Here is a 12,449-nt window from a genome sequence, read left to right as displayed (position 1 = left end):
TCATCTTGTGGTTAAATACATTCCATGAGGTGAATTTTATTTATGGATAAAAAAGATGTGCAAGTAGATAGAGGGGACTTAAAGCAGAACTTGTCTGAAAAATTTGTTTGGGCAATTGCTTACGGTTCTTGTATAGGTTGGGGTGCATTTATCCTACCAGGAGATTGGATTGCTAAATCTGGTCCTATGTCTAGTGCGATTGGTTTAATCATTGGTGCATTACTGATGATACTTATTGCAGTTAGTTATGGTGCTTTAGTAGAACGATTTCCTGTTTCTGGGGGTGCATTTGCCTTTAGTTTTTTAGGATTTGGTAGATATGTTAGTTTCTTCTCATCATGGTTCTTAACCTTTGGTTATATCTGTGTTGTTGCCTTAAATGCGACAGCCTTTAGCTTATTAATTAAGTTCCTATTGCCTGATGTATTGAAAACGGGCAAGCTTTATACGGTAGCTGGATGGGATGTTTACATAACTGAAATTATTATCGCATCACTATTATTAATTGTGTTTATGTTTATAGCTATTGTAGGTGCTAGCGTATCAGGATCGCTACAATATTATTTCTGTGTTGCAATGGTTATCACAATTTTATTATTATTCTTCGGCTCTTTCTTTGGCAGTAACTTTTCATTAGAGAATTTACAGCCACTTACTAACGAGCATTCAGGGTGGTTAACATCGATTGTTGCAATCGTAGCAGTTGCGCCATGGGCATATGTAGGATTTGACAACATACCACAGACGGCTGAAGAATTTAATTTCTCTCCAAACAAGACATTTAAATTAATTGTCTACAGCTTGTTAGCTGCTGCAATCACTTATGTTGTAATGATTTTCTTTACTGGATGGTTAAGTACATCAAGTAAAAGTTTAAACGGTAATTTATGGTTAACAGGCGCAGTAACACAAGAGGCCTTTGGTTATATTGGCTTAGCAGTACTTGCAATCGCCATTATAATGGGGATCTTTACAGGACTTAATGGATTCTTAATGAGTTCAAGTCGATTGCTCTTCTCAATGGGACGTGCAGGTATCATGCCAACTGTGTTTAGTAAACTGCATCCACGTTTTAAAACACCATATGTAGCAATTATCTTTTTAGTAACAATTACTTTAATTGCACCATGGTTGGGTAGAACAGCTTTAACATGGATTGTAGATATGTCTTCAACAGGTGTTTCTATAGCATATTTTATAACTTGTTTATCAGCTGCTAAGTTATTTAGCTATAACAAGGCGAGCAACACTTATGGGCCGGTTTACAAGACCTTTGCTATTTTAGGAACGATTGTTTCATTTATATTCTTATGTTTATTATTGATTCCAGGCTCACCGGCATCATTATCGATACCTTCATATATTGCTTTAGCCGGTTGGTTGGTCATTGGTTTGATTTTCTTCTTTGTTCGTTATCCTAAATTGAAACAGATGGATAATGACAAATTGAGTCAACTTATTTTGAATCGAACTGAAGACGAGTTGGTAGATTTAATTAATGAAAATAAGTCAACTAAAGCAAATCAATAATATTTTTTAGTTATAATAAATGCAAATTACATTATTTTATTTGTCTATTTGGCGAATCATAAAAATCCTTACATCAATCAAAGTGATGTGAGGATTTTTATGTTTGAGGTATATGATATGATATATTGTGAGTAAGCTAGTGGTCAGCGTTTATGTAGAGTAGAAAAGGAGTGATATCATGGATAAGTCAGAACAGTTATTAAATGATATCAAGGAAGTATATGATAAGATTGTGTGGCTTAATAAACCTGTTATGGAAGAACATTTAAAGGGTTATACACCAACTGAAGTGCATTGTATTGATGCGATTGATAAGTTGAATAAGCCTAATGTAAGTAAATTATCGAAAAAGCTTTTTATGACACGTGGAGCGATTAGTAAATTGACTAAAAAATTAATCGACAAAGGTGCTATAGAAAGTTTTAGAGAAACACAGAATAAAAAAGAAATTTATTTTCAATTAACTGATAAAGGACAAGAAGTGGCTGTGCTTCATGCATCATTACATAATAAATTTAGAGAACGTGATAAACCAGTATTTGATACCGTAACTGATGAAGCGTATGATGTAATGTTAGATTTTTTAAGTAAATATAATGCGCATTTAACGAAAGAAATAAACAACAGAAATTAATAAATTAAGGTTAGGAACTCAATTGAACAATGATTGAGTTCATTTTATCTACACTTATTGTTGACTAGGAAACAAAATCGAGGTATATTGTTTCCTGAGAAACAATAAGGAGGTTGCAGGATGACGCAATCATTAAATAAGATACCACGACATATGATGTTAATGGCTTGGTTGATCGTATTAGGTGCCATTGCACCAATGCTTGATGCTACTATGATAAACATTGCTATTTCAGACTTAACACACGACTTTAATGCAACGCTCAAGACTATACAATGGGGGATTACTGGCTATACACTCGCAATTGGAATAGCAGTACCTATTGCAGGATGGTTAATGAATCAATTTAATAGTAAGTGGATTTATATATATGCATTAATTGTATTTGCTGTGATGTCATTATGTGTGGCATTAAGTGGGACGGTTCAACTATTTATTCTATTTAGAGTATTCCAAGGATTAAGCGGAGGCATTATTTCTACCTTAATGATGACACTTTTAGTGAAAGTTACTGATCAATCCTATTTAAACAGAATCATTGCAATAGTAACGACACCAATGATTTTAGGTCCTATGCTAGGTCCAATATTAGGAGGTATGATTGTTGAATATGCAAACTGGCAGTGGATTTTTTATATTAATGTATATATTATGGTCGTCATTGTGCCCATTTTAATTTATTTTTTGCCTAACTTTGAACCTTTTAATAAAGAAAAAGGGTTTGATAAGATAGGCATATTATTATTAACATTGATTTGTTTGTCTACTATGTTATGTATAACACAAGCAACAAACCAGCATAGTTTAATCAACCGAGTGACTATTATATTTGCACTAATAACTATCATACTGATATGGAGTTATGGTTATTACAATAAAGTTAGAAATTATCAGACCATTTTACCTACAACTTTGTTTAAAAAACGTAATTTTTTAAGCTCGACAATGGGGCTATTTATTGCTAATTGTGCCATTTTAGGTCCGATGATTATATTTCCATTATTTATTGCCAATTTAAATGATTACAATACAGTTGGTATTTCTATTGCATTGATTCCACAAGGATTAGGTATGTTAATTGCTAGACCGTTTATTGGTATCTTAGCTGATAAATATGGAGTTAAAGTAATTTTAATGATTAGCCTGGTTTGTTCTATTGTGTCTACGATTCCGTTTGTTGTTATGTCTGTAAACACACCGATGATTTATTTTGAAGTGGCATTATTTATTCGCGGATTATGTGTAGGCGGTATTATGTTGCCATTTACAACAAATGCTTACCAAGGTTTGGAGGATCACCAGTTATCTGAAGCAGGTGTAGGTATTAGTATGATTGAGAATGTGGGCGCGAGCTTCGGAGCTGCCATCTTATCAACATTAGTAAGTAGTATGTCTCAACTATTGCAAAATCAATTACAAGCATTTCATGTTGCTTTCTTCGTAACATTTGTACTATTCCTATTGCTCTTTATACCGACATGGATGATTGAAGGTGTAAAAGAGAACAGCAACACATAATGTGAAAACATATACTGTAAATAAATCTTGAAAAATAACCCATAAATGAAAATAAACGCATTTATGGGTCATAGAATAGATAATATTTTTATAGTTGGTTTGCTTTATTGATAAGGCGTTGAACCTTTGCTATTTGACTAGTATTTTTATCGTAGCTGTCTTGCCAAAATAGCTATTGAAAAATTATGATTTTATATAAAAAGAGAATTATTCCAACAAGACATAGTTTTCTATTTTTGAAATTGGAAATTATAGTTCAAACATTTATAGGTTAATAACTATTATATAATCTGGCACATGTGAGCGATGAACGCTATTTAGAAAGAGAGTATAAGTATTAAGGTTTACGATGGCGACTGAGTTTGTATTTGTCAGATAATATCAGTTTAAAGAAATGATCTGCAAATAATAAACCAAGTGCAATGGCACCAGCGATTAACGTAACTTCTAACATCGTATTGATGGCTTTACTAAATTCTAATAAGACAAGGTTTTTCGTTGCATCGAATGCCAAGCCTCCTGGAACGAGAGGGATGATACCAGGAATCATAAAGAGAATCACTGGTTCCTTCTTAACTCGTGCCATAATATGACTGAGAATTCCTAAGACTAAGCTGCCGAAGAAACTAGAATAAATAGTATGTAATTCAAAGGTTTCATAGAATAATGTGTAAATCATCCAACCACTTGCACCAACGAAGCCGACCGTGTTATACAAGCGCTTCGGCACATCGAAAATGACTCCAAAAAACAATGAAGCAGTATAGCTAAATACTAAGTTTAATATCCAAAACATAGACATTACTCCTAAAAAATTATGAGAATCGTACCAACACCCGCGCCGATACCAAATGCAGTGACCAGTGCTTCAAGTGATTTGGTCGTAAACATTAACATATGTCCACCAAATAAATCTTGAATTGCATTGGTTATCAATACACCTGGAACGATTGGCATCACAGCAGCAATTATGATTGTTGCACCGGAACCACCGGGGAATAATTCACGTCCTATAACGGTTATTAATCCAATAACCATAGCACCAGCAAATTCTGGAATAAATTGTGCCTGTAATTTACGATCTAACACTTCAACCACTAAATAGCCAAAAGCACCTGCAACCAGCGCTGTAATTACATCGACAAAGTGGCCTCCTTGTAAATATAAGAAACTTACCGATATGATTGCGGCAGCGATAAATTTGAAAAGCAAATCATGGTTAATGCTTTGTGATGTACGAATTTTACCTAGTGCTTGATAAGCATCTTCAGCTGATATATCGCCACTGGCTAAACGTCTAGAAATTCTATTGGTTTCAGATATTCTATGTAAATTTGTATCTCTTGTTTTTATCCTGAAAATTCTTGGATAGGTTTCATCATGTAGCATAAAGTTTATAACAGTATTTGTGACGAAACTATTACTTTCGGTATAACCAAGTGTATGAGCAATATAGGTCATTGTATCTTCGACACGAGATCCCTCAGCGCCAGATTCAAGCAATATTCTACCAGCCAAGACGATAATATCTTTGGCCAGCTTTTCATCATAACTGTCAATAGTTTGAGAATAATTTGTCATTAGATCACCAGTAAGTAAGATTTTGTAATTGCGCGATGTTTAATTCCTAAATAGCTTGGAAATAGAAATTACTAAGATTACGTTTATTCTAACACGATATCTATGATAAATAAGCATAAATTTATGCTTGTTTTGTTTATAAAATTTAGAGCTATTATATTTAGTGCAACTCTAGAAAGTCAAATATGTTTCAATTATTGCAAATAGGTTAATATAATATTAGTTAACTGTTACAACTTGATATTGAGTAGCGACAATCTCACAGTTTGTTTAGCAGTTAATAATTAAATTAAGTAGTGATTAAAGTTCTCCCAAACACACTACACAAAACAGGCTAGGGTGAGTATCCTAGTAAAAAGAGAGCCCATTGAACTGAATGTTTCAACGGGCCCTCTTTTTTTGTAGCTATTGTATGTCAGTTAGTGCTTATCTATCGTTAGAACTTATAATTACAAATTGAAATGAATGGGTTGGCATTTAAGAAACTTTAGTTAATACAATAGAAGACAACAAAAAAGACGACCTCATCATTTGAGGGCGTCTTTGGCTATCATAAATTACGATTCGAAGTAGTTTATACGTTGAATAAATCTTGTAATTCGTCTTTTGTAACTACATGACCTACATAGAAACTACCAAAATCACCATACCGTGCTGTTGTTTCATCGAAGCGCATTTCGTATACTATTTTCTTGAATTGTAATGGGTCGTCAGCAAAAAGTGTTACACCCCATTCATAGTCATCGAAACCAACAGAACCAGTGATAAATTGTTTGATTTTTCCTGCATATTTGCGACCAATCTTACCATGGTTATACATAAGTTCTTGTCTTTCTTCTAGAGGTAACATATACCAGTTATAAGTTTCATTACGTCGTTTATCCATTGGATAGAAACAGATATATTCTGATCTTGGTAATTCAGGGAATAAACGTGGTTTAATATGTGGATTCTCATATGGATCTTCATCGGATTTCCCTGCAAGATAATTTCCTAATTCAATGATAGAAACAAATGAATAAGTTGGAATTAAATAATCCGTAATCTTTAATTTGTTAAATTCATTTTCAAAGGCATTTAAATCTTTCATTTCTGGACGTAGTGCCCATAATAAAATGTCCGCCTTTTGACCGGTAATATTATAAAATGCATGATCACCAGTATTGTTTGTACGTGCTGATTCATGCTTGTTTAAAAATGATTGTAATTCTTCAACAAGCGCTTGTCGCTCTTCATTTGGAACTAAACGTAAACCTGTCCAATCAATAGCATATAATAAATGTAAACTATACCATCCATCTAACGTTTCTGGTGCTTGTGGCATCTTAATCGCTCCTTTATAAATTCTTGTCTACACTTAAAAATTTTACCATAAAGGTAGTGGTATAACATAAGTAAATGATTACAAATTAGTGACATGGAATTCTATAAAAAAATGGCGTATAATGATTGTGAAAAGTGAATATAAAAAACTCGAGGAGGCCATTATGTCTTTATTAGATGTATTACAAGAAAAACTTTCAGGAAAAAATGTTAAAATCGTATTGCCTGAGGGAGAAGATGAACGTGTATTAACAGCAGCAACACAACTACAAGCTACAGATTATGTAACACCTGTATTATTAGGTAACAAAGCAAATGTTGAAGCTTTAGCTACTGAAAAAGGTTTAGACCTTTCAAATTTAGAAATTATCGACCCTGAAACGAGTGAATTAAAAGCTGAACTCGTTGAAGCTTTCGTGGAACGTCGTAAAGGTAAAGCTACACAAGAACAAGCTGAACAAATGTTGAAAGATGTCAACTACTTTGGAACAATGCTTGTTTACACAGGTAAAGCGGAAGGCCTAGTAAGTGGAGCAGCGCATTCAACTGGAGATACAGTGCGTCCTGCATTACAAATCATCAAAACAAAACCAGGCGTATCAAAAACATCAGGTATCTTCTTTATGATTAAAGATGATCAACAATATATCTTTGGAGACTGTGCGATTAATCCAACACTTGAAGCACAAGATTTAGCAGAGATTGCTATCGAAAGTGCAAAATCTGCACAAAGCTTTGGCATGTCACCACGTGTTGCAATGTTGAGCTTCTCTACTAAAGGTTCAGCAAAATCAGATGACGTTGAAAAAGTTTCGAATGCTGTAAGTTTAGCTCAAGAAAAGATTAAAGCTGATAATTTAGAAGATATCGTTGTAGACGGTGAATTCCAATTTGACGCTGCAATTGTACCTGAAGTTGCTGCCAAAAAAGCACCAGGAGCTCAAATTCAAGGTGATGCAAATGTATTCGTATTCCCAAGCTTAGAAGCAGGTAATATTGGTTATAAGATTGCACAACGTCTAGGAGGATTTGACGCAGTAGGTCCAGTATTACAAGGACTAAATTCACCAGTGAACGATTTATCAAGAGGTTGTTCTACTGAAGATGTTTATAACTTATCAATCATCACTGCTGCTCAAACATTACAATAATGGATTTAACAAGCAAATATTTTAATGGTATTGATTGGCGCTATATTGATCATTCATCTGGTTTAGAACCGATGCAGTCCTTTGCGTTTGATGATACGTTTTCAGAAAGTGTAGGTAATGGTGCATCAAGTAATGTGGTGCGAACTTGGATTCATCAGCATACTGTGATTCTGGGGATTCATGATTCTAGATTGCCATTTTTACATGAAGGCATTCGTTACTTGACTGATGTGCGTGGATATAATGCTATCGTTAGAAATTCTGGTGGACTTGGTGTGGTATTGGACCAAGGTATTCTGAATATTTCCTTGATTTTTAAAGGGAAAAATGAAGTGACGATTGATGAGGCATTTACGGTGATGTATTTATTGATTGCCAAGATGTTTGAAGATGAAGATGTAGAAATTGAAACTCATGAGATAGAACAATCATATTGTCCAGGAAAATTTGACTTAAGTATTAACGGGAAAAAGTTTGCAGGTATTTCACAACGTCGTGTACGAGGTGGCATAGCAGTACAAGTGTATTTATGTGTCGAAGGTGATGGTAGTGAACGTGCGAGCATGATGAAGGACTTTTATGCGCATGCCTTAAATGGAGCTGCAACTAAATTTAAATATCCGGATATTGACCCACAGTGTATGGCATCACTAGAAACATTGCTTGGTAGAGAAATTACTGTGCAAGACGTAATGTTTCAATTATTATATGCGCTGAAGGATTTGGGTAGCCGTCTTAATATGGAACCAATTACCGACGAAGAATATACACGTTATGATGGTTATTTTGATAAAATGATTGAGCGTAACGCTAAAATTAATCAAAAAATGAATTAGTTCAAGCGTAAGTTGAAAATATAATTTGAGAAGTGTATGAAGCACAAAGTACCAATTTTGGTCTTATTAAATGCGGTTATAACCTTGCATTTAGTTATGCTTTGTCTCATACGCTTCTTTTTTATGTGCTTTTTTATTATGTTATTCTATTTAAAGTGGTTATATTGTGGTAAATAGAATAAATGAAAGTATAGCTTATTACATTCAATATAAAAGTAATGTTCAAATTAAATAACAATGACAAGTGATATTTTATTTGAAGAGATTAAAGCATTCTATATGATTTAATAACACAAAAAATATAAAAACAAGCGACTACAATTTTCTAATTGTTGAATTATGTAAGCTAAAAAAGTAATATAGTAAAAGTGAAGATGTATAGCGGTTTATATTTTGAATATGCTGGTGAACGATTTATAATAATAGCGTATTGTATATAATTAGTAGCAGGTAATAAGTTTTTTATGAACTGTGAATGAATAACGTTATATTTCATAAGTATGACTATAGTTGTATATCATAATTTATAAACTGTGAGATAATAAATAGAAATGTGATTAAGCAAATACTAAAACGATAGTAGCAAAATGTTAATAATCGTAATGTGATTTGAAATGACTTGCCCAAAATAATTTAACTTAAATTTCCTGGGAAATTTTGTATAATATTTTAGGTTAGTATGAGGAACTGTGTAATTATTTTGTCTATAGTAAGATTGAGAACTTAAATCATAAAATTAAAGAATAGCTAAAGGTGATTGAAAATATGGCACAACATGGATACGGGGAAGCAAATGGGAAAGTAATCTTAATAGGTGAACATGCGGTTACGTTCGGTGAGCCAGCAATAGCCATTCCATTTACTACCGGCAAAGTTAGAGCAACAATTGAGGCATTAAGTGACACAGAGACCTCATATATAAAAAGTGATGTTTATGATGGCGCGTTAATATACGCACCCGAACACTTAAAAGCAGTAATTAGACGCTTTATAGACTTATATCAAATTGATAATCCAATTAAAGTAACGATCGATACAAACTTACCTGCTTCTCGTGGACTTGGTTCTAGTGCAGCTATGGCGGTTGCTTTTGTACGTGCGAGTTTCGATTATTTAAATAAACCATTATCAGATGAACAACTTATCGAAGAAGCGAATTGGGCTGAACGTATTGCACACGGTAAACCAAGTGGTATTGATACACAAACCATTGTTTCGAATAAGCCGGTTTGGTTTCAAAAGGGAGAAGTTCAGAATTTAAAGCCCTTAGAACTAAAGGGCTATATGGTTGTCATTGATACAGGTGTACGAGGTTCAACGAAACAAGCTGTAGAGGATGTCCATAATTTGTGCAAAGAAGATGCGGCTTATCTACAATATGTTGAGCATATTGGCCAATTAGTATTTGAAGCAAGTGATGCCATAAATCATCGTAATTTTGAACAGTTAGCCTCGATTTTTAATTTATGCCAAGAAAATTTAAGAACATTAACGGTAAGTCACGACAAAATTGAAGCACTATTAGAAGCAAGTAAAAATGAAGGTGCAATCGCTGGTAAATTAACTGGTGGCGGTCGTGGTGGTAGTATGATTGTCCTTGCAACTACTATTGAAATAGCAGAGCGTATAGCTAAAACTGCTGAAGCACTAGGTGCACATCATACATGGATAGAATATTTAGGAGGTTAAGCGTTTTGGTTAAAAGTGGCAAAGCACGTGCACACACAAATATTGCACTCATAAAATATTGGGGGAAAGCAGATGAAGCATTAATTATTCCGATGAATAATAGCTTATCTGTAACGTTAGATCGTTTTTACACTGAGACTAAAGTTACATTTGACACACAGTATAGTAAAGATACCCTAATGTTAAATGGTAAAGAAGTAGACGCTAAAGAAACAGTGAAGATACAGCGCTTTATGGATGTTGTACGTGAAATAAGTGGCACAACAGCTCATGCATATATTGAAAGTGATAACTTTGTTCCCACTGCAGCGGGCCTTGCTTCGTCTGCAAGTGCATATGCAGCACTAGCAGCGGCATGTAATGAGGCATTAGGACTAGAATTATCGGGTAAAGATTTATCTAGATTAGCTCGAAGAGGTTCAGGTTCTGCGTCAAGAAGTATATACGGTGGTTTCGTTGAATGGGAAAAAGGGCATGATGATAGTACATCTTATAGCCATCCAATTGAAGCGAATGATTGGGAATCTGATTTAGCTATGATTTTCGTAGTTATCAATAATCAATCGAAAAAAGTTTCAAGTCGTGCCGGTATGTCTCATACACGTGATACGTCTCGTTTTTATCAATATTGGCTAGATCACGTAGATGAAGACATAGCGGAAGTTAAACATGCCATAAATAACCAAGATTTTAAACATTTGGGTGAGGTTTTTGAAGCAAATGGATTGCGTATGCATGCGACGAACTTAGGTGCACAACCGCCGTTTACATATATGGTCGATGAAAGTTATCGCGTTATGGAAATTGTTCATGAATGTCGTGAAGCAGGCTATCCATGTTACTTTACGATGGATGCTGGCCCAAATGTGAAGATTTTAGTAGAACAGAAGAATAAAGCTGCAGTCGTGGATGCACTGCGTAAATCATTTGATGAAACACAAGTGATTATGAGTGATATTACAAATAAAGGCGTCGAAATTATTAAATAAGGAAGAGATAACATGATTCAAGTTAAAGCACCCGGAAAACTCTATATAGCTGGTGAATATGCGGTTACTGAGCCTGGGTATAAATCTGTACTAATAGCAGTAGATCGATTTGTAACAGCTACGATTGAAGAATCTAATGCTGTAGAAGGTACGATCCATTCTAAGACATTACATCATGAACCAGTCACATTTCAAAGAAATCAAGACGAAATTGTAGTCTCTGATGTACATGCTGCCAAACAATTAAAATATGTTATTACAGCCATAGAGGTATTTGAACAATATGCCCGTACGAACAATACGAAATTAAAGCATTTTCATTTGACGATAGATAGTAATTTAGATGATGCAAATGGACATAAATATGGTCTTGGCTCTAGTGCAGCAGTATTAGTTTCTGTGGTAAAAGCTTTAAATGAATTTTACAATATGCATTTATCAAACTTATTTATATACAAATTGGCAGTTATAGCCAATATGAAATTACAAAATTTAAGTTCATGTGGTGATATTGCGGTAAGTGTTTATACAGGTTGGTTAGCGTATAGTACATTTGATCATGAATGGGTGTCTCAACAAATCGAAGATACCTCTGTAAATGATGTATTAAAGAAAAACTGGCCAGGTCTACATATTGAACCATTACAAGCTCCTGAAAACATGGAAGTATTAATTGGTTGGACAGGCTCGCCAGCTTCGTCACCACATTTAGTCAGTGAAGTTAAAAGATTGAAATCAGATCCAACATTCTACGGTAAATTTTTAGAGCGTTCGCATTTATGTGTAGAAAAATTAATTCATGCCTTTAAGACCAATCATATTAAAGGTGTTCAACAAATGATTCGTTTAAATCGTGAAATTATTCAATCTATGGATAAAGAAGCAACGATAGACATTGAAACAGCACATTTAAAGATATTGTGCTCTATTGCTGAAAAGCATGGCGGCGCAGCTAAAACATCAGGTGCTGGTGGTGGAGATTGTGGTATTACAATTATTAAAAATGATATCAATAAACAAGCTATATACAAAGAATGGCTCGAAAATGATGTGAAACCGTTAGAATTTAATATTTATAATGGTCAATAATAAATGAAGACAGCCCATGCTCAAAATTAAGCGTGGTGTTGTCTTATTTTTATGTGTTATAGCGACTGTTAGTTTATGTGCCTGAAATAAATATTCAAGACTCTGGAAA

Annotated in this window: 11 protein-coding genes; 8 read left to right on the top strand and 3 right to left on the bottom strand. The window is 34.1% G+C overall.

The genetic code is table 11. The annotated features are described in order from the left end of the window. The first annotated feature begins 42 nt into the window (after nt 1-42). From ACY191_RS13050 to ACY191_RS13040, 3 genes are all read left to right on the top strand, one after another. Nucleotides 43-1,530: an APC family permease gene (locus ACY191_RS13050; protein WP_042738066.1), complete on the top strand. Its 1,488-nt coding sequence runs from the start codon at nt 43-45 to the stop codon at nt 1,528-1,530. Between the two features lie 178 nt (nt 1,531-1,708). Next, nucleotides 1,709-2,164: a MarR family transcriptional regulator gene (locus ACY191_RS13045; RefSeq protein ID WP_042738067.1), complete on the top strand. Its 456-nt coding sequence runs from the start codon at nt 1,709-1,711 to the stop codon at nt 2,162-2,164. Nucleotides 2,165-2,284: 120 nt separating this feature from the next. Further along, a complete protein-coding gene (locus tag ACY191_RS13040; RefSeq protein ID WP_042738068.1) occupies nt 2,285-3,682 on the top strand; it encodes a DHA2 family efflux MFS transporter permease subunit in 1,398 nt (465 codons plus the stop codon). Between the two features lie 337 nt (nt 3,683-4,019). Here the strand turns inward: ACY191_RS13040 and ACY191_RS13035 are convergent, their stop codons facing one another. The 3 genes from ACY191_RS13035 to hemQ all read right to left on the bottom strand — a co-directional run bounded on the left by ACY191_RS13035 (nt 4,020) and on the right by hemQ (nt 6,587). Next, a complete protein-coding gene (locus ACY191_RS13035) occupies nt 4,020-4,478 on the bottom strand; it encodes a threonine/serine exporter family protein (protein WP_042738069.1) in 459 nt (152 codons plus the stop codon). 11 nt (nt 4,479-4,489) lie between these two features. Then, nucleotides 4,490-5,263, bottom strand: a complete 774-nt coding sequence (locus ACY191_RS13030; RefSeq protein WP_107512329.1) for a threonine/serine exporter family protein — start codon at nt 5,261-5,263, stop codon at nt 4,490-4,492. Nucleotides 5,264-5,837: 574 nt separating this feature from the next. Beyond that, nucleotides 5,838-6,587 carry a hydrogen peroxide-dependent heme synthase gene (gene hemQ, locus ACY191_RS13025; protein ID WP_042738071.1) on the bottom strand — a complete coding sequence of 250 codons (750 nt, stop codon included), beginning with the start codon at nt 6,585-6,587 and terminating at the stop codon, nt 5,838-5,840. 160 nt (nt 6,588-6,747) lie between these two features. Between hemQ and pta the strand changes: the two genes are divergently transcribed. The 5 genes from pta to ACY191_RS13000 all read left to right on the top strand — a co-directional run bounded on the left by pta (nt 6,748) and on the right by ACY191_RS13000 (nt 12,340). After that, nucleotides 6,748-7,737, top strand: a complete 990-nt coding sequence (pta, locus tag ACY191_RS13020; protein ID WP_162846339.1) for a phosphate acetyltransferase — start codon at nt 6,748-6,750, stop codon at nt 7,735-7,737. Continuing rightward, nucleotides 7,737-8,573: a lipoate--protein ligase family protein gene (locus ACY191_RS13015; protein ID WP_042738073.1), complete on the top strand. Its 837-nt coding sequence runs from the start codon at nt 7,737-7,739 to the stop codon at nt 8,571-8,573. Before pta ends, ACY191_RS13015 begins: the two co-directional genes overlap by 1 nt. A gap of 765 nt (nt 8,574-9,338) precedes the next feature. Beyond that, the gene (mvk, locus tag ACY191_RS13010; RefSeq protein ID WP_107512331.1) at nt 9,339-10,262 is read left to right on the top strand and encodes a mevalonate kinase; all 924 of its coding nucleotides are present in this window, start codon (nt 9,339-9,341) and stop codon (nt 10,260-10,262) included. A gap of 5 nt (nt 10,263-10,267) precedes the next feature. After that, nucleotides 10,268-11,251 (top strand): diphosphomevalonate decarboxylase, encoded by a 984-nt coding sequence (mvaD, locus tag ACY191_RS13005; RefSeq protein ID WP_229366961.1) that lies wholly within the window; start codon nt 10,268-10,270, stop codon nt 11,249-11,251. Nucleotides 11,252-11,263: 12 nt separating this feature from the next. Continuing rightward, on the top strand, nt 11,264-12,340 hold the full coding sequence (locus tag ACY191_RS13000; RefSeq protein ID WP_042738076.1) for a phosphomevalonate kinase: 1,077 nt from the start codon (nt 11,264-11,266) through the stop codon (nt 12,338-12,340). Nucleotides 12,341-12,449 lie beyond the last annotated feature (109 nt).

The sequence above is a fragment of the Staphylococcus sp. TCBT05 genome (genome assembly GCF_055179755.1).
Note: the sequence above shows the minus strand (reverse complement) of the source record. Positions and strands in the feature narration are given on the sequence as shown.

What these genes read in the sequence shown, in the direction of transcription:
- ACY191_RS13050 (WP_042738066.1), top strand. Translation starts at nt 43, where the DNA reads ATGGATAAAAAAGATGTGCAAGTAGATAGAGGGGACTTAAAGCAGAAC.
- ACY191_RS13045 (WP_042738067.1), top strand. Translation starts at nt 1,709, where the DNA reads ATGGATAAGTCAGAACAGTTATTAAATGATATCAAGGAAGTATATGAT.
- ACY191_RS13040 (WP_042738068.1), top strand. Translation starts at nt 2,285, where the DNA reads ATGACGCAATCATTAAATAAGATACCACGACATATGATGTTAATGGCT.
- ACY191_RS13035 (WP_042738069.1), bottom strand. Translation starts at nt 4,478, where the DNA reads ATGTTTTGGATATTAAACTTAGTATTTAGCTATACTGCTTCATTGTTT.
- ACY191_RS13030 (WP_107512329.1), bottom strand. Translation starts at nt 5,263, where the DNA reads ATGACAAATTATTCTCAAACTATTGACAGTTATGATGAAAAGCTGGCC.
- hemQ (WP_042738071.1), bottom strand. Translation starts at nt 6,587, where the DNA reads ATGCCACAAGCACCAGAAACGTTAGATGGATGGTATAGTTTACATTTA.
- ACY191_RS13015 (WP_042738073.1), top strand. Translation starts at nt 7,737, where the DNA reads ATGGATTTAACAAGCAAATATTTTAATGGTATTGATTGGCGCTATATT.
- mvk (WP_107512331.1), top strand. Translation starts at nt 9,339, where the DNA reads ATGGCACAACATGGATACGGGGAAGCAAATGGGAAAGTAATCTTAATA.
- ACY191_RS13000 (WP_042738076.1), top strand. Translation starts at nt 11,264, where the DNA reads ATGATTCAAGTTAAAGCACCCGGAAAACTCTATATAGCTGGTGAATAT.